Raw genomic sequence first — 24,633 nt, 5'->3', positions numbered from 1 at the left:
CATCCCCGGCTGGGGGTGCGCCGCGTTGTCGTTGGCCTCCAGGAAGCTGGAGCTTGCAGAATCGCGGCCATGACCACCGTCCTGGACGACGCCGCGATCCTGGCCCGCCTCACCCCCGCCCTCGCCGTCTCCGCCATGCGCGAAGCCGTCCTGTCCGCCGAACGCGGCGATCTCCTCGCCCCGCCCCGCGTACACGCAGGCGTGCAGACCTTCACCGCGGGCAGGCTCATCGGCCAGTGGTACGGATTCCGTTCCTACCCAACACATCTCGACGCTCCCCAGCTCGTCGCCCTGCACGCCGAGCCCTCCGGCGAGCTGCTGGGACTGGCCGTGGGCAAGGAGCTGGGCAGCCACCGGACCGGCGCGCTGGGCGGGCTGGCGGTGGATCTGCTGGCGCGGCCGCAGGCGCGGACCGTGGGGCTGGTGGGCGCGGGAGCCCAGGCGTGGACGCAGGTGTGGGCGATCAGTGGGGTGCGGGAGCTAACGGGGGTGCGGGTGTTCTCGCGGGATCCGGGGCGGCGGCGGGCGTTCGCGGAGCGGGTCCAGGCGGAGCTGGGGGTGGCCGCGGAGGCGGTGGGCTCGGCGCGGGAGGCGGTGGTGGAGCGGGACATCGTGGTGCTGGCGACCTCGGCCGGGGCACCGGTGATCGAGGCGGGGTGGATCTCGCCGGGGACGGCGGTGACGACCGTGGGGCCGAAGCAGGTGGGGCGGGCGGAGTTCGGGGTGGATCTGGTGGAGCGGGCGGACGCGGTGTTCACCGACTCGCCCGCGCAGCTCGACGGGTACCGGCCCTCGGCGTTGCTGGCGGGGCGGGAGGTGGTGTCGCTGGGGGCGGTCGCGAGTGGGGCTCAGGTGGGGCGGCGGGCGGACGGGGACGTCACGCTGTACGCCTCGGTGGGGCTGGCGGGGACGGAGCCGTTCCTGTTGGCGCGGTTGCTGACATGAGCGGACCGGTCAGCTGGTCGTGACCGCGTCACGCCAGGCGTCGCGGACCGTGGCCAGCGCTTCGGCGGCCGTGACGTGGAGCTGGGTCTGTTCGCTGAGATCCCGGCGCCACTCGGCCTCTTCGGGTGCGGTGGCGAACATCGCGGGGGCCGGTGGTTTGTTCGTCGGTCCATGGCGGGCGAACAGAGTCGCGGAGTTGTGGTCGATCGCGCCGAGACGGGCCAGCGACCACAGGTCGTACAGGTCACGGGATGCGGCGCGGTCCAGCCAGGCGACGGTTTTCCACGCGACGAACGACTCGAGTGCGGGTATGACGAGTGTCGCCGGCGGTGCGTCTGAATAGCGCTGGTCAAGCGCTCTCGGCGCGGTCGGCCATGCCGGGTATCCGACCGGGTTGAGCAGTTGCACACGAACGGTCGTGCCGTCCGGGGCGGTCAGCAGGGCGGGCTCGACATCACGCACCTCGCTGAGCCGTTGTCGCCAGCGAAGTCCGGGGTACTCGCGACGTGTTCCCCGCACCAGGCATTGCTCCACCGCGCTGACGACATCGCGCCGACGTCCGACCGCGATCAGGTCGATGTCCTCGGACAATCGTCCTTCTGGCACAAAACTCCGGGAGAGGGCGGTGCCGCCGAAGAAGACAACCTGCTCGGCGACGTGTTCGCTGAGCGCGGCGAGCAGGTGCGAGATCAGGTGGTCGCGGCGCACCTGGGCGCGCGCGACGCCGAACCGCTGGGCGACCCCGAACTCCTCGTCCGGATCAAGCACTGCCGGTCTCCCTGAGCAGTCGGGTCAGGGTGGCGCGCCGTCGTTGCGCGGCGGCCAGTTCGGCCAACAGTTGCCGATCGGTCATCGGCAGCAACCCACGGATCGCTTCCCGGGCCTCGGCAGGCAAACCGCCCAGTTCGGGACGGGCGGCCAGGTCCAGCACGGTCTGCTCGGCCGTGGTCACCCAGCCCTGTCCCAGTTCGAGGTCACGGCGCTCGACGTCGATCCGTGAGACGTCACGCCGTACATAAAGGACAGTCGCGTCACGGTCGGCCAGTCTCAGCGGCGCCCGGTGGCGGGACGCCGCGACCACGGCCACCCCGACCGCACGCGGCAGGGCTCCGTGTATCCGCGCGGCACTCAGTCCCATCAGGGCGACGGTGCCGATTCCCTCGTCGGCTGCCGCGGTGCCCAGTGCCACGGACTCCAGCTCTGGCAGCCACGCACGGTCGAGGTGATCATCGGGGACCGGCACGTAGTAACCCGTCGCCACCCGGTGCAGGACTCCCGCCTTGGCAAGGCGGACAAACTCCGCGCGAGGGTTCGTGTAGCTCTCTGCCGCGTCCTGGGGCCGGAGGAGGCGCAGCGGGCGGCGGAGTAGCCGTGATGGCAGTCGACCCGGTTGTCGCCTACTCATGAGTGGCACCTCCGTAGGCTTGGAGCCTACTCTCATGCCAGTCATGATGCCGGGTCAGGCCGGTCCGGGCATAGCGAGAGCCCCTGCCCGGGTTGCGGTGCAGAGGCCCTCGTGTTCTCTCTCGCCCCCACCTGTGCGGTGGAAGATTCAGTTGCCTGCCGCGGGCAGGCGGGCGACCGTGCTGCGGGCGGACTCCTCCGCGTCGAAGACCAGCTCGCCCTCCACCCACACCTTGCGCGGGTGCAGGTCCGCGTCCCACAGCACCAGGTCCGCCCGCGCGCCGGGCGCGATGCGGCCCAGGGTCGGCTCGCCGAGGACGTCGGCGGGGACGGTGGTGGCGGCGTGCAGGGCGACGGCTGGGTCGATGCCGAGGCCGACCATGTTGCGGATGGCGCGGTCCAGGGTCAGGGCGCTACCGGCGATGGTGCCTGCCGGGGAGCGGGGGACGCCTTCCTCGGTGAGCACCACGTCCTCGCCGCCGAGCTGGTAGCGGCCCGGGGGCATGCCCGCGGCGGCCACCGCGTCGGTGACCAGGGCGACGCGGCCGGGGGCGGCGTTGAAGACCAGTTTGCAGATGTCGCCGTCGACGTGGGCCAGGTCGGCGATCAGGCCGAGGGTGTAGCGGGGGTCGACCAGGCCGATGCCGGGGACGCCCGGCTCGCGGTGGCCGAGGGGGCGCTGGGCGTTGAACAGGTGGGTGATCATGCGCGCGCCCAGGTCCGCGGCCTGGCGGGTCTGCGCGCCGGTGGCGTCGGTGTGGCCCACCGCGACCAGCACGCCGGCTTCGGTGAGGCGGCGGACGGCCTCGAAGCCGCCCGGCTGCTCGGGGGCCAGGGTGACCAGGCGCAGGGCCGCGTGCACCGCGGGGTCGGCCAGGATGCGCTCGATCCGGTCCGCGCTGGGCGGTTCCATCACCTCGGGGTTGTGCACGCCGTGCCGCAGCGGGGACAGGAACGGGCCCTCGAAGTGCAGGCCCAGCGGACGCGCGCCCGCGCCGGCGGGCAGGGCGGCCGCGGCGGCCAGGACCTGGTGCGCCTGGCGCAGGACCTCCGGCAGCGGGGCGGTGATCAGGGTGGGCAGGAACCGGGTCACGCCGGTGCGCGGCAGGGCCGCGGACACGGTGGCCATCCCGGCGGCGTCCACGTCGGCGAAGTCCACCCCGACCGCACCGTTGATCTGCACGTCCACCAGGCCGGGGCTGAGCAGGCCCTCGGTCTCACCTCGGTAGCCGGGGTTCTCCGCGACCTCGACGATCTCGCCGTCGCGGATGCGTAGTGTCACCGGACCGGAGAGGGCATTGCCCAACAGCGCCTTCGGGGCAGCGACTACGGCGTCCAATGACCCTCCAATGGTTTAGACCATTATGACGGTAACCCGACGTGTGCGCATTCGTCCAGCTACGAAGGAACGGTGGGACCCTTTACACAGCAGAGCCCGCCTCACCGAGGGGGCGGGGTGAGGCGGGCAGGCCCAGATTACGCCAAATGGAGCAATGCGCAACTGATCGTGCGGCATGGCGCATACTGGAGCGAAACATCCGAGGTGTGTACCGGCTCGCGAAACGGGGGTGGCAGTGGCCGTTACCGACGACGCCATCTTGCGCGTCAAGGAAATGATCGTCTCCGGCGAGCTGAAGCCGGGCGACCGGCTGCCCAGGGAGGCCGACCTGGCCGAGCGGCTTGGCCTGTCCCGGAACTCGCTGCGCGAGGCGGTGAAGGCGTTGTCGCTGGTCCGGGTGCTGGATGTGCGGCAGGGTGACGGCACCTACGTCTCCAGCCTGCGCGCGGACGAGCTGCTCGGCGCGCTGAGCTTCGTGCTGGACCTGCACCGCGGCGAGGAGTCCGTGCTGGAGGTTCTGGAGGTCCGCCGGGTGCTGGAACCGGCCTGCGCGGCCATCGCCGCGGTGCGCATCGAGGAGAAGGACATCGCCGCGCTGCGCGAGCTGTGCGAGGAGACCGAGCAGTCCGACTCGGTGGAGCGCCTGGTCGAGCTGGACCTGGAGTTCCACCGCCGGATCGCCCAGTCCGCGGGAAACGCCTACCTGGCCCAGCTGCTGGACACGCTGGCCGGACCGACCGTGCGGGCCCGGATCTGGCGCGGCATCGCCCAGGGCGGGGCGGTGGACCGGACCGTGGCCGAGCACCGGGCGATCGTGGACGCGCTGGCCGCGCACGAGCCGGAGCTGGCCCGCTCCTGGTCAACCGTGCACGTCGCCGGTGTCGAGCAGTGGCTGCGCAACCTCGGATGACTGCTCGATCGCGTACACCCGCTGGGCGGTGCCGCCGAACACGGCGGCCCGTTCTGATGGCGTGAGCCGATCGGTGAGTACCTCGGCTGTCTCCAGCACGGTGGCGTAGGGCGCGGCGAGCAGGCAGACCGGCCAGTCCGAGCCGAACATCACCCGTTCGGGGCCAAAGGCGTCCAGCACCACCTCGGTGTAAGGACGGAGCTGGTCGACCGTCCACTGTGTCCAGTCGGCCTCGGTGACCAGGCCGGACAGCTTGCAGGTGACGTTGGGCAGGGCGGCCAGCGCGCGCAGGTCAGCAGCCCAAGATTCCAGCTCGCCGCTGGCGATCGGCGGCTTCGAGCAGTGGTCGAGCACGAACTCCAGCTGTGGCAGCGCCCGGACCGTCTCGATGGCGGCGGGCAGCTGGTGCGGCCGGGTGAGCAGGTCGTAGCTGAGCCCGGCCCCGGCCACCGCGGACAGGCCCCTGCGCACGTCCGGGCGGCACAGCCAGCGCGGGTCCGGCTCGCCCTGCACCTGGTGCCGGATGCCGCGCAGCCAGCGCCCGCCGTGGCCGGACTTCAGCGCGGCCAGGGCGTCCGCCACCTCCGGCGCGGTCAGGTCGGTCCAGCCGACCACCGCGGCCACGATCTCCGACGCCTCGGCCAAGGCCAGGAACTCCGGGGTCTCCTCGGACACCGTGATGGTCTGCACCAGCACGGTGGCCCCGATGCCGGTGACCGCGGTGACCTGGTGCAGGTCGGGCAGCAGGAAGCTCCGGTTGATCGGCGCCATCTCCGGTCCGGCCAGCCAGTCCTGGGCGCGCACCGACAGGTCCCACAGGTGGTGGTGGGCGTCGATCCTCATGCCTGCTCACCTGGCCCGGACACGTCCGCGGCCAGCAGTTCCCGCTCGCGCAGCTCGGCCCACAGCTCCGGCGGCACCGGGTTGGCGACCAGCTCGGCGTTCTGCCGCATCTGCTCGCCGGTGCGGGCGCCGATGACCACCGAGGCGACCGCCGGGTGGCCGAAGGCGAACTGGATGGCGGCCTGCGGCAGCGTGACGCCGTGCCGCTCGCACACCGCGGCGACCGCCCTGGCCCGGTCCACCAGCTCCGGCGGCGCTTCGGCGTAGTTGTACTTGGCGTTGACCGGGATCTCGTGCCGGGAGAGCAGGCCGGAGTTGAACACGCCCGCGGCCAGCACGGAAACGTTGCGCTCCAGGCACAGCGGCAGGAACTCCGCCGCGGCTGGCTGCTCCAGCAACGTGTAGCGACCGGCCAGCATCACCACGTCGATGTCGGTCTCGCGGATGAACCGGGCAGGCAGCTGCCACTGGTTCATGCCCACGCCGATCGCGCCGACCACGCCCTGGTCGCGCAGCTCGGCCAGGGCCGGGAAGCCCTTTCCGGCCGCCTCGGCCCAGTGGTTGTCCGGGTCGTGCAGCAGCACCACGTCGACCCGGTCCAGGCCCAGTCTGTCCAAAGAGGACTCCAGCGAGCGGCGCACGCCGTCGGCGCTGAAGTCCCACACCCGGCGGTGGGTGGCCGGCACGGCGAAGCCGTCGGCCAGGTCGTCACCACCGCCGTCGTACTCGGTGAGCAGGCGGCCGACCTTGGTGGAGACGGTGAACTCGTCCCTCGGGTGCTCGGCCAGCACCGCGCCGAGGCGGCGTTCGGACAGGCCGAGGCCGTAGTGCGGCGCGGTGTCGAAGTAGCGCACCCCGGCGTCCCAGGCGGCCCGGACCGCGGCGTGCGCGTCCGCGTCGGGCACCGGGCGGTAGAGGTTGCCGATCGGCGCGGCGCCGAAGCCCAGCGCGGTCACCGGCACCGTGGTGCGGCCCAGTTTCGCGGTCCTCACGGCAGCTCCCAGACGAGTCGGATCTCGGGTTCGGCGCCCGAGTAGTCGTCGGGCACCTCCAGCAGCTCGGCCATCCTGGCCTGCCAGGGCACGTTGGCCGGGTGCTCGCGCAGGTGCGCCCGCATGGCCTCGTAGTCCGCGCAGTCCACCAGGTGGAACAGGTCGCGGCCGCTGCGCCAGATCCGCCAGGAGCGGACCCCGGCCTCGCGCAGCGCGAGGTCCAGCTCCGGCGGGATGCTCGCGTGCACCCGCTCGTACTCGGCTTCCTTGCCCGGCTTGAGCCTGGTGTGCAGCACCGTCTCCATCAGGTCTGCGCCTTCCCGCTGGCGATCCTGGCCAGCATCAGCGCGCCGAGGATGACCGCGCCGTAGACCGCCTGGATCCAGAACGAGGGCACCTGGGCCGCGGTGAGCAGGTTGTCCACCACGCCGAGCAGCAGCACGCCGGTGAGCGCGCCGAACAGGGTGCCCTTGCCGCCGTCGAGGGAGATGCCTCCGATGACCGCCGCGGCGAACACGGTGAAGATCATCCGGTCGCCCTGGCCCGCGCTGAGCGCGCCCACGTAACCGGTCTGGATCAGCCCGCCGATCGCGGCCAGCACCCCGGCCACCACGAACACCGACCACGCGATCCGGTCCACCCGGATACCGGCGGCGCGGGCGGCCTGGGCGTTGCCGCCGATGGCGTAGAGCGCGCGGCCGATCCGGTGGTAGCGCAACAGGAACCCGGCCACCAGGTAGGCGATCCCGGCCAGCCACACCGAGATGGGCAGGCCGAGGAAGGTGGTGGTGGCCAGCGCGAAGAAGGCCTCCGGCATCTGGAACAGGGTCTTGCCCTCGGTGGAGCCGACCAGCAGGCCGCGCAGGATGATCAGCATCGCCAGGGTCACGATGAACGCGTTGAGCTGGAGCTTGACCACCAGGAAACCGTTGAACAGCCCCACCACCGCGCCCACCACCAGCCCCGCGAGGATGGCCAGCCAGGCGGGCAGCGGGTCGTCGAACCAGCCGATGCCGCTGGCCGCCGGGATGGCCAGCAGCGCGCCGACCGCGGGCGCGATGCCCACGGTGGACTCCAGCGACAGGTCGAACTTGCCGGTCAGCAGCACCAGCGTCTCGCCCAGCACCACCATGGCCAGCGCGGCCGAGGCGCCGAGCACCGCGACCAGGTTGTCCGTGGTGAGGAAGCGGTCGTTGACCAGTCCGCCGATCAGCACCACCACCGCGAGCGCGGGCAGCAGCGCCAGGTCACGCAGCCTGGCCAGCCGGATCCGTCGTGGTGGCGCGGACTTGCCTGCCGCGGGGGTGTTCTGCACGGCGGTGTCATTCGCCATCGAGTTCGACTCCTTCGATGGAGGCCACGAGCTGGCCATCGGCCCAGCCTGCCTGGTGTTCGGCGGCCAGGGTGCCGGCGCGCATCACGAGCACCCGGTCACAGGGGCGCAGGTCGTCCAGCTCGTCGCTGACGACCAGCACCGCCTTGCCCTCGGCCCTGGCCCGGTCGACCACGGCCAGCAGGGCCTGTTTGGACTTCACATCGACCCCGGCGGTGGGGTTGATCATGATCAGCACGTCCGGGTCGTTGGCCAGCGCGCGGGCCATCACGACCTTCTGCTGGTTGCCGCCGGAGAGGTCGCTGACCGGCTGGTCGGCCTCCTTGGCCACCACGCCGTACTCGGCGATCGCGGTGTTCCCCTTGGCGCGCACGGTTTTCGGCGCGGCCAGCCCGGCCACGCCGAGCCGGTCCAGCACGCTCATGGTGGCGTTGTCGCCGATGGACATGCCCAGCACCAGGCCCTGGTCGTGCCGCGACCTGGGCACGCAGCCGATCCCGGCGTGCAGCGCGGCCGAGACGTCGCCCGGCTTGAGCGGGGCGCCGGCCACCAGCACCGTGCCCGCGACCGGTTTTCGCAGCCCGTACACGGTTTCCGCGACCTGGTGCTTGCCGCTGGCGTTGCTGCCGGCCAGCCCGAGCACCTCGCCGCGGCGCAGCTCGAAGGAGATGCCCGCGAAGCCGTCACCGCCGAGCCCCCGCACGGTGAGTGCGACCGGGGCGTTGTCCGGCAAGGGTTCCCGGTCGGCCGCGTCGGTCACCGCGAGCCCGCCGGACTCGCCGGTCATCGCGTCCACCAGCTGGCTCCGGGAGAGCTCGCTGACCGGGGCGGTGACGATGTGCCTGGCATCGCGCAGCACGGTCACCGCCTGGCACACCTCGTAGACCTCTTGCAGGTGGTGGGAGATGAACAGGAAGGTCACCCCCGCGGCCTGCAGCTGGTGCATGCGCTCGAACAGCCTGCTGATCGCGTGGCTGTCCAGCTGCGCGGTGGGCTCGTCCAGGATGATGAACCGGGCGCCGTAGGACAGCGCGCGGGCGATCTCCACCAGCTGCCGCTGCTCCACGTCCAGCTCACCGGCCAGCGCGTCCACCGAGACGTCCACGCCCCAGGCGGCCAGCAGCTCGGCGGCCCCGGCGCGCAGCGCGGACCAGCGGATCACGCCGCGGCTGGCCGGCTGCCGGTTGAGGAACAGGTTCTCCGCCACGGTCAGCTCGGGGATGACGGTGGAGTGCTGGTACACGCAGGCCACCCGCTGCCGCCAGGCTTCCCGGTCGGCCACCGGGGGCGCGGGCTCGCCGTTGAACGCGACCGTTCCACTGTCTGGTTTGGACAGTCCGGTGAGGACGGACACCAGGGTGGACTTGCCTGCCCCGTTGCGCCCCACCAGGGCGTGCGACTCACCGGGGCGGACGGTGATCCCGACATCGTGGAGCGCGGTGGTGGGGCCGAAGCGCCGGGTGATGCCCAGCGCTTCGACCACCGGCGCGGTGGGTGCGCTCACAGCTGGTTGCCCCACAGCGACTTGTCGTCCACGTTCTCCTTGGTCACCAGCGGCGCGGGCAGCTGGTCCTCCAGGATGCCCGGCCGGACCTCGACGATGGTGCTGCCGTGGTCGGTCGGACCGGCCTTGAAGGTCTCCCCCGCCATCGCCTTCTTGATCCAGTACATGCCGTACTTGGCGTAGGCGTCGGCGGGCTGGGACACCGTGGCGTCGATCTCGCCCTTGCGGATGGCCTCGAACTCCTGCGGGATGCCGTCGTTGCTGACCGCCACCACGTGCTTGGGGTGGCCCACCGGGTGCAGCAGGTCCTTGCGCTTCAACGCCTGCAGCGTCGGCGCCAGGTACACCCCACCCGCCTGCATGTAGACGCCCTTGATGTCCGGGTTCGCGGTGAGCAGCGACTCCAGGCCGGAGGAGGCCTTCTCCGCCTTCCACTCCGCGGGCAGGTCCAGGATCTGGATGCCGGGGAACTTGGCGGTCATGCACTCGCGGAAGGCCTCGGAGCGGTCCCGGCCGTTGACCGAGGCCAGGTCGCCCTGGATCTGCACGACCTTGCCCTGCTTGACCTTGCCGCCGATGTGCTCGCAGGCCTTGGTGCCGTAGGCGCGGTTGTCCGCGCGCACCACCATGGCCACCTTGCCGCTCTCCGGGGCCACGTCCACCGCGACCACCGGCACGCCCTTGCGCTCGGCCTGGGCCAGTCCGGCGACCACCGCGGCGGAGTCCAGCGGGGTGACCACCAGGCCCTTGACGCCCTGGTTGAGCAGGTTGGTCATGTCGGTGATCAGCTTGGCCGGGTCGGAGTTGGCGTTGACCGTGGGCAGCGCCTCCACCCCGGACTCGGTGGCCATCTTCGGCACGTAGTTGTTGTAGGCCTGCCAGAACGGCGAGGTCAGCAGCGGCACGGTGGCGCCGACCTGACCCGGGCCACTGGCGCCCTGCTGGCCCCCTGGGCTTTTCGTGGTGCCGCAACCCGCCAACACGATGGCCAGCGCGGCGGCAGCGGCCCCTGCCCTGCGGACGTCGGAACGCACCACGGTCCTCCTTGACTCGCTGGTGTGGATCTACCTCAACTGGGCTGCGGCCGCAGCCGCAGTCCGTGCATCCCGCCGTCCACGGCGAGCACGGTGCCGACGGTGGCACCCGAAGCGGGTCCGGCGAGGTAGGCGATGGCGTTGGCCACCTCGTCGGCGGAAACCAGGCGGCCGGTGGGCTGGCGGGCCTGGAGCGCGGCGCGCTCGGCCGCCGGGTCCGCCGCGGCGTCGAGCAGGCGGCCCACCCAGGGGGTGTCCACGGTGCCCGGCGCGACGCAGTTGACCCGGATGCCCTCGCGCACGTGGTCGGCGGCCATGGCCAGGGTGAGGCCGTAGACCGCGCCCTTGCTGGCCGAGTACAGCGCCCGCTGGGGCAGTCCGGCCCAGGCGGCGATGGAGCAGGTGTTCACGATCGCGGCGGCCGGCGAGCGGCGCAGGTGCGGCAGCGCGGCCCGGCTGACCCTGGCCATGCCGACCACGTTGATGTCGAGCACCCTGGCCCATTCCTCGTCGGTGTTCGCGCCGACATCGCCCTGCGCGCCGATCCCGGCGTTGTTCACCAGCACGTCGATCCGGCCGAGCTCGGCGATCACCGCGTCGATCGCGGCGACCACGGTGGCATCGTCGGCGACGTCGCAGCGCACGCCGAACAGCGGCGCGGGGACCTCCGGGTTGAGGTCGAGGCAGGCGACCTTCGCACCCCGCGCGGACAGCGTCCGCGCGGTGGCCAGGCCGATGCCGGACGCGCCGCCGGTGACCACGGCGACCAGTCCGTCGAACTCGCTGCTCATCAGGGCGTCTCCGTCCACTCAGGACCGTCCGGGTAGCGGAATCCGTGCAGGGTGGCGGGTTTCATCTCCGCGGAGAACCCGGGCGCGGTCGGCGTCCGGTACCGGCCGTCGCGCACGGTGGCCGGGTCGACGAAGTGCTCGTGCAGGTGGTCCACCCACTCGATCATCCGCCCCTCCTGCGTCCCCGAGACGGCAACGTAGTCGAACATCGCCAGGTGTTGCACCAGTTCGCACAGCCCGACGCCGCCGGCGTGCGGGCAGACCGGCACGCCGAACTTGGCCGCGAGCAGCAGGATGGCCAGGTTCTCGTTGACCCCGCCGACCCTGGCCGCGTCCAGCTGGAGCACGTCGATCGCGTCCGCGGCCAGCAGCTGCTTGAACATCACCCGGTTGTGCACGTGCTCGCCGGTGGCCACCTTGATCGGGCGGACCGCGCGCGCGATGGCCTGGTGGCCGAGCACGTCATCCGGCGAGGTGGGCTCCTCGATCCAGTACGGGTCGTACGGGGCGAGGGCCTGCATCCAGGTCACCGCGTCGCCCACGTCCCAGCGCTGGTTGGCGTCCACCGCGATCGGGTAGTCCGGCCCGACCACCTCGCGCGCCAGCTTCATCCGGCGCACGTCGTCTTCCAGGTTGCCGCCCACCTTGAGCTTGATCATCCCGAAGCCGTCGGTCAGCGCCTCGCGGGTGAGCCTGGTCAGCTTCTCGTCGCTGTAACCCAGCCAGCCGGGCGAGGTGGTGTAGGCCGGGTAGCCCTCGGCCAGCAGCTTCTCGATCCGCTCGGCCTTGCCCTGCTCCGCCTTCTTCAGCATCAGCAGGGCCTGCGGCGGGGTGAGCACGTCGCGCAGGTAGCGGAAGTCGACCAGGCTGACGATCTCCTCCGGGGTCAGCTCGGCCAGGAAGCGCCACAGCGGCAGCCCGGCGGCGCGGGCGGCCAGGTCCCAGGCGGCGTTGACCACCGCGCCGACCGCCATGTGCACCACGCCCTTCTCCGGGCCCAGCCAGCGCAGCTGCGAGTCGCCGATCAGCCGCTGGGACAGCGCGCCCAGCTCGGCCGCGCCGGTCGGCGCCGGCTGGCCGATCAGGTGCGGGGACAGCGCCTGGATCGCGGCGGCCTGCACGTCGTTGCCGCGGCCGATGGTGAAGGCGAAGCCGTAGCCGCGCGCGCCGTCGTCGGTGCTCAGCACCACGTAGGCGGCGGAGTAGTCGGGGTCGGGGTTCATCGCGTCCGAGCCGTCCAGCTCGCGCGAGGTGGGGAAGCGGACGTCGAGCACGTCCACCGAGGTGATCAAGGACATGTCAGGCCTGCCCAAAGGTCTGCCGCTGCTTGCCAAGGCCCTCGATCTCCAGTTCCACCACATCGCCGCCGCGCAGGTAGGGCTTGGGCTCTGGCTGGCCGAGCGCGACCCCGGCCGGGGTGCCGGTGTTGATCAGGTCGCCGGGCCGCAGCACCATGAACTGGCTCAGGTACCGGATGCACTCGGCCACCGAGAAGATCATGTTCTTGGTGCTGCCGTCCTGCCGGGGCACGCCGTTGACCGAGAGCTTCAGCGACAGCGACTGCACGTCGCCGACCTCGCCGGCCGGCACCAGGTACGGGCCGAGCGGGTTGAAGGTCTCGCAGCTCTTGCCCTTGTCCCAGGTACCGCCGCGCTCCAGCTGGAACTCGCGCTCGGAGACGTCGTGGGAGACCGCGTACCCGGCCACGCAGGCCAGCGCGCTCTGGTGGTCCTCCAGGTACCGGGCGGTGCTGCCGATGATCACACCGAGTTCCACTTCCCAGTCCGTCTTCACCGAGCCGCGCGGCACCAGCACCTCGTCGTACGGCCCGGCCAAGGTGTCCGGAGCCTTCATGAACACCACCGGCTCGGCGGGCAGCTCCGCCCCGGTCTCCTCGGCGTGGTCGCGGTAGTTGAGGCCGATGCAGACGATCTTGCCGGGCCGCGCGATCGGCGGGCCGACCCGCAGGCCGGAGCCGTCGCCGGGATCGGCCAGCACGGGCAGCTCGCCTGCGGCCAGCGCCGCGGCGGTGCGGGCCAGCCCGTCCGCGGCCAGGAACTCGCCGGTGAGGTCGGCGGTCAGCGGGCGCAGGTCGTGGAGCGTGCCGTCCTCGGCCCGCACCGCGGGCGACTCGTTGCCAGGATCGCCAAGCCGCAGCAGCTGCACGGTGTCACTCCTCGTCGTCTCCGGAGCCATCCCCAGACATCCGATGTATATCGCCTTAGCCGACCCGATGTCTAGCCCCAATGGCCACCAAGCAGCAATTGAACGGTGAACACCTCGGATGAATAAGCGCAGTCTTGCCCTACTCAGCCTCGCCGCGCTGCTCTGCGCCGGCGGTGCCGTGCCCGCGGGGGCGCTCTCGGAGCCGCTGCTGGCCCCTGGCCTGGGCGGGCCTCGGCTGGGAGCGCTACCAGACATGGGACCGGACACCACGCTAGCGGGCAAGTCCGGTCCGGTCACCGCCTTCCTGGAGCTGACCGGCGCGCGCGGCGGCGAGGACCTGGTCACCAAGCTGCGGACCAGGGACAACCGGGCCAGGCTGCTGCACCGGACCACCGCGGTGGCCGGACTGCTGGTCCGCGCGGAGGCGGCCGCGCTGCGCGAGTTGGCGCAGGACGCCGCGGTGCGCTCGGTGCGCCCGGCCACCCGGCACTTCCGCGCCAACGCCGGCACCGGGCCGCTGACCGGCGCGGTCACCGCCTGGCAGCGGCTGGGCGTGCTCGGCGAGGGCGTGCGGATCGGCATCGTGGACGACGGCATCGACTACCGGCACGCCGACTTCGGCGGCCCCGGCCGGTTCCCCACCGCCAAGGTCATCGGCGGCACCGACCTGGCCGGGGACGCCTACGACCCGGTGCGCGGCATCCCGCCGAAGCCGGACGCGGACCCGATGTCCTGCGGCGGGCACGGCACGCACGTGGCGGGCAGCGCGGCCGGGTTCGGCGTGCGCAAGGACGGCAGCCCGGTCACCGACCCGGCCGCGGCGGACGTGGCCGACCTGCGGATCGGGCCGGGCGCGGCGCCGCGGGCGAAGCTGTACGCGATCAAGGTCTTCGGCTGCACCGGCGGCACCGAGCTGGTCACCGCGGCCCTGGACCGGGCGCTGGACCCGGACGGCGACGGCGACCCCTCGGACCGGCTGGACGTGGTGAACCTGTCCCTGGGCAGCGACTTCGGCGATCCGGACAGCCCGGAGGCGCTGTTCGTGCGCAAGCTGACCGCGGCAGGCACGCTGGTGGTCGCCTCGGCGGGCAACGGCGGCGACCTGTACGGGGTCAGCGGCTCCCCCGGCAACACCCCGGCCGCGCTCACCGTGGCCAACAGCAGGGACGCCTACCTGCTGCGCGACGCGGCCACCGTGCTGGCCCCGCAACCCGTTGCCGGACAACGGATCGGCCAGTTCAGCGTGGCCTACGCCGACTACCACCGGCTCAACCTGGACCGCCCGGTGGTCACCCTGCCCGGCAACGCCGACGGCTGCCGCGAGTACTCCGCCGACGAGGCCACGGCGGCCAGGGACAAGCTGGTCTGGCTGGACTGGGCGGAGGAGGACACCCGCCGCGCCTGCGGCTCCGCGCCGAGGGCCACCTGGGCGCAGCTGGCCGGGGCCGCCGGGGTGCTGCTTTCGTCCACTGTGGACGACTTCAGCGTGGGCATCAACGGGGTGCCGGAGCTGCCGGTGTTCCAGTTCACCGCGACCGGCGGCGCGGGCCTGGCCGAGGCCGCGCGGGCCGGCACGCTGCGGGTGCGGCTGACCGCCGAGGGCCGCAACGCGGTGCCCGCGCGCAGGCCGGAGCTGACCGACACGATCAGCCCGACCTCCGCCCGCGGCGTGCACTTCCCCTCGGTGAAGCCGGATCTGGCCGCGCCGGGCGAGACCATCGCCTCCGCGGCCAGCGGCACCGGTGACGGGGTGTCCGTGCAGACCGGCACCTCGATGTCCGCGCCGCACGTGGCCGGACTGGCCGCGCTGCTGCGGCAGCGGCGGCCGGACTTCACCCCGGCCGAGCTCAAGGCCGCGCTGATGAACACCGCGGGCGCGGACCTCCGGCAGGGCAACGCGGTGGCCGGTCCGCGGCGGGTGGGCGCGGGCCGGGTGCAGGCGATGGCCGCGCTGGAGACCGAGCTGCTCGCCTACGCCGCGGACGCGCCGGAGTCGGTCAGCGTCTCCTTCGGCACGGTGCCCGCGGAGCAGCCGATCTCGTTGTCCCGCAAGGTGGTCATCCGCAGCAAGGGCGGCGCGCGCACGGTGCGTACCGGCTACGCGGCGGCCACCACCATGCCCGGCGCGCGGATCAGGGTCGAGCCCGCGCAGGTCAATGTCCCGGCGGGCGGCGCGGCGCAGGTCACCGTCACCCTGGACGTGGAGCCAAAGGTGTTGCGGCGCAACCCCGATCCCACCGTGGCCGCCACCCAGGAGGACCTGCCCCGGCAGTTCCTGCCCGATGTCTCCGGCCGCCTGCTGCTCACCCCGGACACCGGCCCCGCGCTGCGCGTTCCGGTGCACGCCGCGCCAAAACCGGTGGCGCGCACCGGGATCGAGCTGGTGCGCAGCTCGGGGCGGCGGCTGCTGCGGTTCACCGGCGAGGGCCTGAACCAGGGCGCGGGCAGCCTCGGCTACCGGTCCCTGGCGAGCGTGTTCGAGCTGCACGGCAGTTCCAGCGGCGAGCTGCGGCACGTGGGCGCGACCTCCACCGCCCCGCTGGAAGGCGCCCGCGGCCTGCTCGGCTTCGGCCTGGCCGCCAAGCGGGAGTGGACGCTGCTCGGCGCCAGGGTCACGCCGTACGTGGAGATCAGCACCACCGGCGACGACAAGCCCGAGTTCCGGGTGATCGCGACCAGGGTGCCCGGCACCGACCTGCTGGTGGCCCGCACCGACGACCTGACCGTGCCGGAAGGCCCGGTGACCGTGGACGTGCAGCCGCTCAACGGGCTCGGCGGCGACACCGACGCCAACCTCTACGACAGCGATGTGCTGGTGCTGCCGGTGTCCCTGCTCGCGCTGAACATCGCGCCGGAGGCGAACTCCGCGCCGCTGACCTACACCGCGGGCATCCAGGGCCCGTGGGGCGAGGGCCGGATCAGCACCCCCATGGCCTTCGATCCCTTGCACCCCAGGGTGTTCACCAAGGGCTCCGGCACACCGGCGCTGGTCTACGCGGCCCAGCCGGGCAACAGCCTCCTGTTGCAGCAGCACACCGTCGGGTGGCCCGAACTGCTGGTGCTGCACCACCACAACGCCGGTGGCGGGCGCGCGCAGGTGCTGGGGTCAGCGTGAGCGGTGCGGTCGGATGTCCACCGCGGGCATGCCGGCCCGCCCGGCCGCGTACAGCCCGCTCTCGGTGTCCTCGAACACCAGGCAGCGGGCGGGCACCGCGCCGAGCACGGTGGCGGCCAGCAGGAACAGGTCGGGGGCCGGTTTGCCGCGCATGACCTGCTCGCGGGTGATCAGCACGTCGAACAGCCCGCGCAGCCCGGTGGCCAGCAGGATGGCCTGCGCGGTGCCCCGGCTGCAGCTGGTGGTCACCGCGGTCGGCACCCGGCCCTGCGCCCAGCGGGCCATCGCGACCACCCTGGGCACCTCGCGCACCTCGGCCAGCCGGGTGAGCACCGCGCGCTGGCACTCCTGCTGGAGCTCGCGCACGGGCAGGTCCTTGGGCAGGAAACCGCGGGCGACCAGCCGCGCCGCCCAGTCGGTGAACGCGATCCCCTCCGGTTCACCGGCCGCGGCGGGCACACTCAACCCGTGCCTGGCGAACACCTCACGCAGCGCGGCCCGGTGCACCGCGTGCGAGTCGACCAGCGTGCCGTCGAGATCGAAGACCAACGCGTCGAAGCTCCGGTGCCCCGGTAGTAGTGGTGGCACGTCCAGATGGAACACGGCGCCGCCCCCTGTTCCTCCCCAGGAATTTTTCAGTTAATTGTTGTCCAGTTTGCCACTCAACCGGAAAACTATCTACAACTCCAGCCATCAATCTGAGCGGGTGACGATGAACTTCCTCGGCGTGGACACCGGCGCGACCACCACCCGGGCCCTGTTGATCTCCGACGCCGGCGCCCGCCTGGGCACCGGCCGGGCCGAGGGCGGCAACCCGAACGCGCACCCGCCGGGGGTGGCCGCGGCCAGGGTGGCCCAGGCGGTCGGCCAGGCCCTCGGCGGCAGCGACCCGGCCGGGGTCGGCGCGCTGGTGCTGGGCATCGCCGGGGCGGCCAAGATGGCCGACCCCTCGGTCCGCACGCTGTTCGAGGCCGCCCTCCGCGCCACCGGCCTGACCTGCCCGATCAAGGTGGTCGCCGACTGCGAGGCGGCCTTCGCCACCGCCGCGGCCACCGGCGAGGGCACCGTGCTGGTCGCGGGCACCGGCTCGATCGCGGCCCGCATCTCCGGGCACCGGATGGTGGCCACCGCGGGCGGCTTCGGCTGGCTGCTGGGCGATGAGGGCTCGGCCTACTGGCTGGGCCGGGAGGCGGTCCGGGCCACCCTGCGCCGGGTGGAGGCCGGGACCGAGCTGGGCACCCTGGGCACCGCGGTCTTCGCACACGCCGGCCTCGCGCCCGACCCGGACCAGGTGCAGGCCCGCCGGACACTGATCACCGCGGTGAACGCCGAGTCACCGATCCGGCTGGCCGGGTTCGCCCCGCTGGTCAGCGCGCACGCGGCCACCGATGAGGCGGCGGCCGACATCGTCGAGCGCGGCGCGGCGCACCTCACCGAGACCGCACTGGCCACCAGGAACCCCGGCGACACCAGCCCGGTGGTGCTCACCGGCAGCCTGGTCACCGCGGCCACCCCGGTCGGCGACCGGGTGCGCGCCGAGCTGACCAGCCGCGCGGGCGGGCCGGTGCGGGTGGCCGCGGACGGCACCACCGGGGCGGCCTGGCTGGCCGCGCTGGACTCGGTCACCGACGAGCAGGCCCAAGCGTTGCACCGCAAGCTCAGCGGGTCGTGAGCACGATCAGCGCGGCTCCAGCCCAGCTAGCAGTCGGCGCAGATAGTCGCTGAGCAGCCGGTTGTCAGCAGGCGCGACCGTCGTCCATTCCTGCTCCGGATTGCGCAGGTAGTAGCCGGCGGCGGTGCTGTGAAACGCGACGATCCGGTCCGCCCGGACCCGCGCACCACCGTCCGGCCGCACCTCGGCGCCGAACTGACCGTGCGCGGTGACACCGTTGAGCATGGTCGCCAGCACGCGAGCGTCGTCCCGGCGCAGCCCGCCCGAGGCCAGCCGCTCGGCGAACGCCAGCTCATCCGCCGGCGCGGCGGCATCCGCCTCGTGCAGCACCGAGCGCCGTACGCTGACCGCCCGGCCAGTGCCTGGTCGCAGCTCACCGGCGACCAGCACCGCAACTTCAGCGAGCGCCGTTCCCCGGATCCGGCTCAACCACACGGTGTCATCACGCCACACCGCGAGCGCGCCCGCCTCGCCGCGAGCCGTGGCCAGGCACCGGGTGTGCTGTTGCGGCGCCCAGATCCGGCCGTCCACCGCCTTGCGGTGATAGGCGAGCAACCCCAGTGTGTCCGCCAGTTCGTCGGCAGCCCGTTCCCGCCGGGCCAGGCCCCGCCGCTCCAGCGTCTGCCATGCTTGACGGGCGCGCCTGCTGCTCTGTTCAGGGTCGATCCCGAGTCCCGGCACGTCTAGCACGAGATGCCGCTCGCCGAGCCGTTCCGCGTCCCAGAGCAGCGCGAACTCCACCGTGGACAGTTCGGTCCACTGCATTGTGTTGTGCGACAAAGAGGTGCTCTACTCCCCGATCACCGGCGGCGCGACCGATCGATCATCAGCGAACGGCTCGTCGGAGGGCTGCCAGAACTTCCGGCTGTGTTCCTTGTCCTCCTCGCCCCGTGCCGCGCCACCAGTCGGCGCCGCGGGCTGCAACAGCGACCCCGGCGACCCCGGCCGCTGCCCACTAACCGCAACTCGGCCGCCGGCCGCAGCACCAGAACCGATACCCGCACTGCCTCCAGCACCGAGAGCTCCTGCTCCGGGAGCCCGGCCCCCAGGACCACCCACGGTCGCACCACCAGAACCACCAGTCCCGCCCTGGCCACCAGGAGCGAACACAATGCCGGCAGGCGGCCCGGAAACCGGACCAGGACCCTGGCCCGGCGGGGAGATCACCGGCGGCTGTGGCCCCGGCTGCGTCACCGGCGGCGGACCCGGGATGTCCCAGACCGGAGGGGTGCCGTCGATCGGACCGGGGTTCTGCCCCGGCGGAGCAGTTGGCGGCGGGCTGACACCGGGCGGAAGCTGCCCCTGCCCTCCGGGGGGCTGCCCACCCGGCTGAGTCCGATTGCCCTGCCCCTGCGCGCCACCACGGCCCCCAGGCCGCTTGGGGTCGCGGATGCCCGGGTTGATCGGCGGTGGCGGCGGGGGCGGCGCGTCCGGCGCGGCGGCGGTCAGCACCGGCATCTCCGGCAATGGCCGATGCCCGGTGTCGGCCCGGTCCCGCGAGCCGTTCTCGTAGGAGCGCATGGCCTCACCGAACTGCTTGAGCTTCTCCTTGATCTGCGCTTCCCTGGCGGTGACGTCGGTGTCGAAGCCGAGCGGCCGGGTGACGTTGCGCTCGAACCAGTTCTCGGTGGCCTTGTTGGTGAGATCGTCGCCGCTGGGCGCCTTGTTCTTGGTGTCCGCCCAGTTCTGCCCCTGGTTCTGCACACTCGCCCCGGACGCCTGCGACCGGTTGCCCGCATCCGCACTGACCTTGCCCATCCGGTCCATCACCGCGGTGGCCAGTTCCGCGGCACCGCCACTCCAGGCGATCCCGATCTTCTGCAACGCGATCCGGATGTCGAAGTCCAGCTCCTTGAGCGCAGTCCCAGCGTTGGTCAGCGCCCGATGCGTCTGCTGCACCCCGCCGATGCCGGGCCCGTTCTTGAGCTGCTCAGCGATCTTCTTCGCTTCCTCGACCGTCATCTGGTCCCAGTTGCGGTGCCCCACCCTCGGCTTGGACACGGCTCCCCCTACTTGTTGTGCTGAATCAACGTGGCCAACGCCGCCTCAGCCACCTTGACGGTCTCGTCACACATCTGGTCTTCAGTGAACGGCGCCTCGATCAGGCTGCCCTCCACACCGAGCGTCTTGCCGTCGGCAATCCCGATGTTGATCCCGCACTGATTGCCGGTCCCGCCGGTCCCGCTCTTCGAACTGACCCTGGCGGCCGGAAAGCCGGCAACGTCGATTAGTTTGACCGTCGCCGTCACTCCCTGGAACCAGTACTCCAGGCTGGTGTTGGACACCGGCGCAACGTTGAAACCGTAGTGAAGCGTGCTGCCGATCGGGTCGACGAAGTACGCACAGTAAGGCTCCGTGGATGCTCGTTCGCCAGTGCCCGGCTTCGCGTCAGTTATCTTCAGTTTGACTTTCTGCTCAGGCGTGAGCACATCACATGCCTGGATACCGTTGGCCGCTAGGTCGCGCGGTCGCTTCGGGATGGCGACTGACGTGGTGGTAGTCGTCGTGAGGCCAAGCCCCGCGGGTGTAGTGGTGCCGCCAGGGGTGTTGCCACCAGTTGAACAGCCAGAAGCCAGGAGGCCAGCTGCAGCCAGAGTGACCAAGGTTCGAGTGCGCATCAGTCAGTATTCCTTGGGAAGCCGCGGGCGATGTCCTCATCGGTATAGCCATATAACCTGGCTGTCTTCTCGAGGTTGTCAACCAGTGCGTTGAGCATCTTCAGATAATCCAAGATCTTGTTACGGTCAGAGTCCGGTGCCTCATCTAGCACCCAGTTCCAGACCTCGGCAACCTCGGTGCTGACGACGTCCGTTCCACACGGCTTCATGCGGAAGTTCCGGACATGCTCACGTAGTTGCTCGCCGTGCTTGTGCAACGCACCCCGGATCGCCGCTCTGGCCTGCAGGACGTTGTCTTTGTTGACCTTGAACTCAGCCCGGCCGTCACCAGGCTTGCTGGTGCCGTACATGTAGCCACCAGCCGCACTGGTGTCCTTACTCGGATCCATCCCCTTTGTTCCCCTCCGTGACCCGTCGCGCACGGGCCGTGTCCCCGCTGGCAAATTACCACGGGGCGGGGCACCAATCAGGGGATCGAAGCGGTCTGCTCCGGCGTCCGGGGATGCCGGATGCCGGGGTGATCCCCCGGCAGCACCCGGAACAGCACCCAGCCGCTGACCGCCACGCACAGCGCCACCAGCGGCCAGCTCAGCGCCACCCTGGACACGCCGAGCGCGACCACCGCGTTGATCCACCACAGCGAGCTGAACACCACGATCCGCACCAGGTACTGCCCGACCCAGACCCAGCTGGCCAGCCGGTAGGCGCGCAGCAGGTCCGGGTCGCGGCGCCAGCGGGTGCGCTGGCCGAGCGCGGTGCCGACCACCACGCCCAGCAGCGGCCAGCCGATCACGATGCTGACCGACCAGGCCAGCGCGCTCGCCACGTTGGAGAGCAGCTGGACCAGGAAGAAGTCCGCGGCCCGGCCGGTGTAGAGGGCGACCAGCGCGGCCGCGCACACGCCGAGCATGCCCAGCAGCACCGCGCGCGGGCGGTCGCCCTTGACCAGCCGGTAGGTCGCGATGACCAGGCCGACGGCCAGCGCGACCGCCGAACCGATCCAGATCGACTCGTCGGCGAGCAGCCAGCCGACCACGAAGGCCAGCGGGGGCAGGGTGGCGTCGACCGCGCCACCACGGCCCCCGAGCAGGGCGCCGAGGGATTCCTGACCGGCGGCCTGGCGGGAGTCGGCGGAGGGTTCCACAGCTACCAGCCTGCCTCATCACGGCCGCGGATCCCACCGATAAGTGAGGCGAACCTAAGCCGATCCGCCGACCAGTGGATGTTGCCCAGTTCGGTAAGGAACGTTACAAACGAGTCCCGACCGTTGACCCGGGTGAGCGTGGTCACTACGGTGACCCGAAATCGTCTGGAAAGTTAACAGACAGGAGGGTCATGCGAGCCGGTAGCCCGCGCCTGCTGCGTGAGATCAACGATCGCGCGGCCATCGACGCGTTGCTGCGGCACGGCGCCCTCACCCGGTCCGAGCTGGAGGTCCAGATCGGGCTGTCGAAACCGGCAACCGCCGCACTGCTGACAAGACTGGAGACCGAGGGCGCGGTGGTGCGCGCCGGGCTCCGCGGCGGCGGCCGGGGGCCACGGGCCCAGCTCTGGACCGTCAACGGCACGCTGGCCAGCGTGGCCGCGGTGGACCTCACCCCGCGCGGGGTGGACATCGCCATCGCCGACATCACCGGCGCGCTGCTGGCCGAGCACCACACCGCGCTGCCCCGCGGCGGCCAGGACACCGTGCTGGCCGCCTTCCAGGCCGCGCTCAACGCCGCGGCGGGCCGGGCCGGGGTGGACCCCGGCGGGCTCTGCCAGGTGGTCATCGGCGCGCCCGGCGGGGTCAACCCGGCCACCGGGCACCTCGGCTTCGCCCCGCACCTGCGCACCTGGGAGGGCTTCGACGTGCCGGGCAGGCTCACCGAGCTGCTCTCGGTGCCGGTGACGGTGGAGAACGACGTCAACCTGGTCGCGCTGGAGGAGATGACCTCCGGCCGGGCCGGGGACGTGCGGGACTTCGTGCTGATCTGGATCAGCGCCGGGCTCGGCTCCGCGGTGGTGATCAACCGCCACCTGCTGCGCGGGGCCACCGGCGGCGCGGGCGAGATCGACTCCATGCGGGTGCCGGACCGGGCCACCGCGGACACCGGCGTGGACCGCGCGGGCATCCGGCTCGGCGACCTGCTGGCCACCGGTTCGGTGGTCAAGCTGGCCAGGGCGCACGGGCTGGCCGCGCGCAGCGGCGCCATCGCGCTGCGCAAGGCGGTGGAGGCGGGCGACGGCGGCCGGGCCTTCCTGCTCGACCTGGCCCGGCGCATCGCCACCGGTGTGGCCGGGGTGGTCAGCGTGGTCGACCCGCAGCTGGTGCTGCTGGCCGGTGAGACGGCGCAGGCCGGTGGCGAGCGGTTCAGCGCCATGGTCGCGGCCGAGCTGCACCAGCTGGTCACCCCGAGAACTCCGGTGCGCACCTCGTTGGTCACCGGGAAACCGGTGCGCTCCGGCGCACTGCACGCGGCGCTCGCCCTGGCGCGGGAAGAGGTGTTCGGACTCGTCGCCGCCACAGCCGATCCGTTTCGCGGGCTGCGCAAGCCCGCCGGTGCAGCACCACCGGGCCCCCGACGGCCCCCGCTGCGCGCTCGACACATTTCCCCGACACCACACTGAAAACCCAGGAGTTCGCATGCGCAAGACCTCTCGCGCGGTCCTGCTCAGCGCCACGGCGGCAGCCGCGCTGCTCATCTCGGCCTGTGCCGGCGGCGGTGGCGGTGGCACCGGCGCGCCCGGCGCCGCGCCCGGCAAGGACGACAAGCTGTCCCTGACCGTCTACAGCAACTTCGAGGGCCGCGAGTACAAGGCGGTCACCGAGGCGCTCAACCGGATCAAGACCAAGTTCCCCAACTTCGAGATCAAGCACGAGGGCACCCAGGACGACGAGAAGATCACCGGCGCGATCCGCGGCGGCAACCCGCCGGACGTGGCGATCTCCTTCTTCACCGACAACCTCGGGCAGTTCTGCTCCTCGGGCAGCTTCCAGAACCTGCAGCCCTACATCGACCGGGACAAGGCAGACCTCAACGTCATCCCGAAGGCGGTGCGGGACTACACCGAGTACAAGGGCAACCGGTGCTCGATGCCGATGCTCACCGACATCTACGCCTTCTACTTCAACAAGGACATGTTCGCCAAGGCGGGCCTGACCGAGCCGCCGAAGACGACTGACCAGCTGCTTGAGGCGACCAAGAAGCTGACCGAGTTCAACGAGGACGGCTCGATCAAGGTCGCCGGCTTCATGCCGCTGATCCCGCACTACCGCAACCAGGCGCAGAACTGGACGCCGATGTTCGGCGCCCGCTACCTCGGCGCCGACGGCAAGTCCAACCTGGCCGGCAGCCCGGAGTGGAAGGAGCTCTTCGAGTTCCAGAAGAAGCTGGTCGACTTCTACGGCTACGACAAGATCGAGAAGTTCCGGGCGGGCCTCGGCCAGGAGTACTCGGCCGACCACGCCTTCCAGAAGGGCAAGCTCGCCATGATGCTCGACGGCGAGTACCGCACCGCCTTCCTGGCCAGTGACGCCAAGGACATCAACTACGGCACCGCGCCCGCGCCGGTGACGCCCAGCAAGCCCGAGCTCTACGGCGGCGGTTTCGCCACCGGCACCATCATCGGCATCCCCAAGGGCGTGAAGAACCCCGGCGCCTCCTGGGAGCTGGTCAAGCAGATGTCGCTGGACACCGACACGCTGGTGCAGCTGTCCAACGCGATCAAGAACATCCCGACCACCGAGGCTTCCATGAAGGACCCGAAGCTGGAGGTCACCCCGCAGTTCAAGACGTTCCTGGACATCTTCGGCTCCGGCAAGCTCTGGTCCAACCCGGCCACCCCGATCGGCGACGCGCACCTCAAGGCGGTCAACGACTTCGCCGAGAAGTGGCAGTCCGGCAAGGTGACCGACATCGCGGCCGAGCTGAAGAAGGTCGACGCGCAGGTCGACGACGCGCTGGCACAGAAGGCCGGTAAGTAG

24 protein-coding genes are annotated in these 24,633 nt (G+C 71.7%); 6 read left to right on the top strand and 18 right to left on the bottom strand.

What is annotated here, in order from left to right:
* Positions 1 to 69 precede the first annotated feature (69 nt).
* Complete coding sequence (locus M8C13_RS25330) at positions 70 to 945, top strand: ornithine cyclodeaminase family protein (protein ID WP_252483177.1); 876 nt, start codon at positions 70 to 72, stop codon at positions 943 to 945.
* Positions 946 to 954: 9 nt separating this feature from the next.
* Here the strand turns inward: M8C13_RS25330 and M8C13_RS25325 are convergent, their stop codons facing one another.
* The 3 genes from M8C13_RS25325 to nagA form a co-directional block, all read right to left on the bottom strand.
* Positions 955 to 1,713 carry a nucleotidyl transferase AbiEii/AbiGii toxin family protein gene (locus tag M8C13_RS25325; protein ID WP_252483176.1) on the bottom strand — a complete coding sequence of 253 codons (759 nt, stop codon included), beginning with the start codon at positions 1,711 to 1,713 and terminating at the stop codon, positions 955 to 957.
* A complete protein-coding gene (locus M8C13_RS25320) occupies positions 1,706 to 2,206 on the bottom strand; it encodes a type IV toxin-antitoxin system AbiEi family antitoxin (RefSeq protein ID WP_252483175.1) in 501 nt (166 codons plus the stop codon). The genes M8C13_RS25325 and M8C13_RS25320 overlap by 8 nt, the downstream gene beginning before the upstream one ends.
* A gap of 291 nt (positions 2,207 to 2,497) precedes the next feature.
* On the bottom strand, positions 2,498 to 3,631 hold the full coding sequence (nagA, locus tag M8C13_RS25315) for an N-acetylglucosamine-6-phosphate deacetylase (protein ID WP_252483174.1): 1,134 nt from the start codon (positions 3,629 to 3,631) through the stop codon (positions 2,498 to 2,500).
* Positions 3,632 to 3,923: 292 nt separating this feature from the next.
* On the opposite strand from nagA, the gene M8C13_RS25310 reads away from it, so the two are divergent.
* Entirely contained in the window at positions 3,924 to 4,598 is a 675-nt protein-coding gene (locus M8C13_RS25310; protein ID WP_252483214.1) for a FadR/GntR family transcriptional regulator, read from the top strand.
* Here M8C13_RS25310 and M8C13_RS25305 read toward each other — a convergent pair.
* From M8C13_RS25305 to M8C13_RS25265, 9 genes are read right to left on the bottom strand one after another with little or no spacing between them, the layout of a single operon-like run.
* Complete coding sequence (locus M8C13_RS25305) at positions 4,548 to 5,441, bottom strand: amidohydrolase (protein ID WP_252483173.1); 894 nt, start codon at positions 5,439 to 5,441, stop codon at positions 4,548 to 4,550. The genes M8C13_RS25310 and M8C13_RS25305 overlap by 51 nt on opposite strands.
* Complete coding sequence (locus M8C13_RS25300; RefSeq protein WP_252483172.1) at positions 5,438 to 6,433, bottom strand: aldo/keto reductase; 996 nt, start codon at positions 6,431 to 6,433, stop codon at positions 5,438 to 5,440. The genes M8C13_RS25305 and M8C13_RS25300 overlap by 4 nt, the downstream gene beginning before the upstream one ends.
* On the bottom strand, positions 6,430 to 6,738 hold the full coding sequence (locus M8C13_RS25295; protein ID WP_252483171.1) for an L-rhamnose mutarotase: 309 nt from the start codon (positions 6,736 to 6,738) through the stop codon (positions 6,430 to 6,432). Before M8C13_RS25295 ends, M8C13_RS25300 begins: the two co-directional genes overlap by 4 nt.
* Complete coding sequence (locus tag M8C13_RS25290; protein ID WP_252483170.1) at positions 6,738 to 7,766, bottom strand: ABC transporter permease; 1,029 nt, start codon at positions 7,764 to 7,766, stop codon at positions 6,738 to 6,740. Before M8C13_RS25290 ends, M8C13_RS25295 begins: the two co-directional genes overlap by 1 nt.
* Complete coding sequence (locus M8C13_RS25285) at positions 7,756 to 9,270, bottom strand: sugar ABC transporter ATP-binding protein (protein ID WP_252483169.1); 1,515 nt, start codon at positions 9,268 to 9,270, stop codon at positions 7,756 to 7,758. The genes M8C13_RS25290 and M8C13_RS25285 overlap by 11 nt, the downstream gene beginning before the upstream one ends.
* Positions 9,267 to 10,304 (bottom strand): sugar ABC transporter substrate-binding protein, encoded by a 1,038-nt coding sequence (locus tag M8C13_RS25280; protein WP_252483168.1) that lies wholly within the window; start codon positions 10,302 to 10,304, stop codon positions 9,267 to 9,269. Before M8C13_RS25280 ends, M8C13_RS25285 begins: the two co-directional genes overlap by 4 nt.
* A 35-nt stretch (positions 10,305 to 10,339) precedes the next feature.
* A complete protein-coding gene (locus tag M8C13_RS25275) occupies positions 10,340 to 11,095 on the bottom strand; it encodes an SDR family NAD(P)-dependent oxidoreductase (RefSeq protein ID WP_252483167.1) in 756 nt (251 codons plus the stop codon).
* On the bottom strand, positions 11,095 to 12,393 hold the full coding sequence (locus M8C13_RS25270) for an enolase C-terminal domain-like protein (protein ID WP_252483166.1): 1,299 nt from the start codon (positions 12,391 to 12,393) through the stop codon (positions 11,095 to 11,097). The genes M8C13_RS25275 and M8C13_RS25270 overlap by 1 nt, the downstream gene beginning before the upstream one ends.
* A 1-nt stretch (position 12,394) precedes the next feature.
* Positions 12,395 to 13,261, bottom strand: coding sequence for a fumarylacetoacetate hydrolase family protein (locus M8C13_RS25265; protein WP_252483165.1), 867 nt, complete (start codon positions 13,259 to 13,261; stop codon positions 12,395 to 12,397).
* Positions 13,262 to 13,379: 118 nt separating this feature from the next.
* Here M8C13_RS25265 and M8C13_RS25260 point away from each other — a divergent pair, with 118 nt between their 5' ends.
* Entirely contained in the window at positions 13,380 to 16,376 is a 2,997-nt protein-coding gene (locus tag M8C13_RS25260) for a S8 family serine peptidase (protein WP_252483164.1), read from the top strand.
* On the opposite strand, the gene M8C13_RS25255 is transcribed toward M8C13_RS25260, so the two are convergent.
* A complete protein-coding gene (locus M8C13_RS25255) occupies positions 16,368 to 16,979 on the bottom strand; it encodes an HAD family phosphatase (protein ID WP_252483163.1) in 612 nt (203 codons plus the stop codon). The genes M8C13_RS25260 and M8C13_RS25255 overlap by 9 nt on opposite strands.
* A gap of 109 nt (positions 16,980 to 17,088) precedes the next feature.
* Between M8C13_RS25255 and M8C13_RS25250 the strand changes: the two genes are divergently transcribed.
* Complete coding sequence (locus tag M8C13_RS25250; protein WP_252483213.1) at positions 17,089 to 18,048, top strand: N-acetylglucosamine kinase; 960 nt, start codon at positions 17,089 to 17,091, stop codon at positions 18,046 to 18,048.
* Between the two features lie 6 nt (positions 18,049 to 18,054).
* Here M8C13_RS25250 and M8C13_RS25245 read toward each other — a convergent pair whose 3' ends face one another.
* The 5 genes from M8C13_RS25245 to M8C13_RS25225 all read right to left on the bottom strand — a co-directional run bounded on the left by M8C13_RS25245 (position 18,055) and on the right by M8C13_RS25225 (position 21,810).
* Positions 18,055 to 18,828 carry an ESX secretion-associated protein EspG gene (locus M8C13_RS25245; RefSeq protein WP_252483162.1) on the bottom strand — a complete coding sequence of 258 codons (774 nt, stop codon included), beginning with the start codon at positions 18,826 to 18,828 and terminating at the stop codon, positions 18,055 to 18,057.
* Between the two features lie 9 nt (positions 18,829 to 18,837).
* Positions 18,838 to 20,049: a hypothetical protein gene (locus M8C13_RS25240; RefSeq protein WP_252483161.1), complete on the bottom strand. Its 1,212-nt coding sequence runs from the start codon at positions 20,047 to 20,049 to the stop codon at positions 18,838 to 18,840.
* A gap of 8 nt (positions 20,050 to 20,057) precedes the next feature.
* The gene (locus M8C13_RS25235; RefSeq protein ID WP_252483160.1) at positions 20,058 to 20,666 is read right to left on the bottom strand and encodes a DUF3558 domain-containing protein; all 609 of its coding nucleotides are present in this window, start codon (positions 20,664 to 20,666) and stop codon (positions 20,058 to 20,060) included.
* The gene (locus M8C13_RS25230) at positions 20,666 to 21,016 is read right to left on the bottom strand and encodes a hypothetical protein (protein ID WP_252483159.1); all 351 of its coding nucleotides are present in this window, start codon (positions 21,014 to 21,016) and stop codon (positions 20,666 to 20,668) included. The genes M8C13_RS25235 and M8C13_RS25230 overlap by 1 nt, the downstream gene beginning before the upstream one ends.
* 116 nt (positions 21,017 to 21,132) lie before the next feature.
* A complete protein-coding gene (locus M8C13_RS25225; protein WP_252483158.1) occupies positions 21,133 to 21,810 on the bottom strand; it encodes a DUF3159 domain-containing protein in 678 nt (225 codons plus the stop codon).
* 191 nt (positions 21,811 to 22,001) lie between these two features.
* Between M8C13_RS25225 and M8C13_RS25220 the strand changes: the two genes are divergently transcribed.
* Positions 22,002 to 23,276, top strand: coding sequence for an ROK family protein (locus M8C13_RS25220; RefSeq protein ID WP_252483157.1), 1,275 nt, complete (start codon positions 22,002 to 22,004; stop codon positions 23,274 to 23,276).
* Positions 23,277 to 23,292: 16 nt separating this feature from the next.
* Positions 23,293 to 24,633 carry an extracellular solute-binding protein gene (locus M8C13_RS25215; RefSeq protein ID WP_252483156.1) on the top strand — a complete coding sequence of 447 codons (1,341 nt, stop codon included), beginning with the start codon at positions 23,293 to 23,295 and terminating at the stop codon, positions 24,631 to 24,633.

Origin of the sequence: Crossiella sp. SN42 (genome assembly GCF_023897065.1) — a bacterium.
Classification (GTDB): Bacteria; Actinomycetota; Actinomycetes; order Mycobacteriales; family Pseudonocardiaceae; genus Crossiella.
Note: the sequence above shows the minus strand (reverse complement) of the source record. Positions and strands in the feature narration are given on the sequence as shown.

What these genes read in the sequence shown, in the direction of transcription:
- M8C13_RS25330 (WP_252483177.1), top strand. Translation starts at nt 70, where the DNA reads ATGACCACCGTCCTGGACGACGCCGCGATCCTGGCCCGCCTCACCCCC.
- M8C13_RS25305 (WP_252483173.1), bottom strand. Translation starts at nt 5,441, where the DNA reads ATGAGGATCGACGCCCACCACCACCTGTGGGACCTGTCGGTGCGCGCC.
- M8C13_RS25295 (WP_252483171.1), bottom strand. Translation starts at nt 6,738, where the DNA reads ATGGAGACGGTGCTGCACACCAGGCTCAAGCCGGGCAAGGAAGCCGAG.
- M8C13_RS25290 (WP_252483170.1), bottom strand. Translation starts at nt 7,766, where the DNA reads ATGGCGAATGACACCGCCGTGCAGAACACCCCCGCGGCAGGCAAGTCC.
- M8C13_RS25275 (WP_252483167.1), bottom strand. Translation starts at nt 11,095, where the DNA reads ATGAGCAGCGAGTTCGACGGACTGGTCGCCGTGGTCACCGGCGGCGCG.
- M8C13_RS25270 (WP_252483166.1), bottom strand. Translation starts at nt 12,393, where the DNA reads ATGTCCTTGATCACCTCGGTGGACGTGCTCGACGTCCGCTTCCCCACC.
- M8C13_RS25260 (WP_252483164.1), top strand. Translation starts at nt 13,380, where the DNA reads ATGAATAAGCGCAGTCTTGCCCTACTCAGCCTCGCCGCGCTGCTCTGC.
- M8C13_RS25250 (WP_252483213.1), top strand. Translation starts at nt 17,089, where the DNA reads ATGAACTTCCTCGGCGTGGACACCGGCGCGACCACCACCCGGGCCCTG.
- M8C13_RS25235 (WP_252483160.1), bottom strand. Translation starts at nt 20,666, where the DNA reads ATGCGCACTCGAACCTTGGTCACTCTGGCTGCAGCTGGCCTCCTGGCT.
- M8C13_RS25230 (WP_252483159.1), bottom strand. Translation starts at nt 21,016, where the DNA reads ATGTACGGCACCAGCAAGCCTGGTGACGGCCGGGCTGAGTTCAAGGTC.
- M8C13_RS25220 (WP_252483157.1), top strand. Translation starts at nt 22,002, where the DNA reads ATGCGAGCCGGTAGCCCGCGCCTGCTGCGTGAGATCAACGATCGCGCG.
- M8C13_RS25215 (WP_252483156.1), top strand. Translation starts at nt 23,293, where the DNA reads ATGCGCAAGACCTCTCGCGCGGTCCTGCTCAGCGCCACGGCGGCAGCC.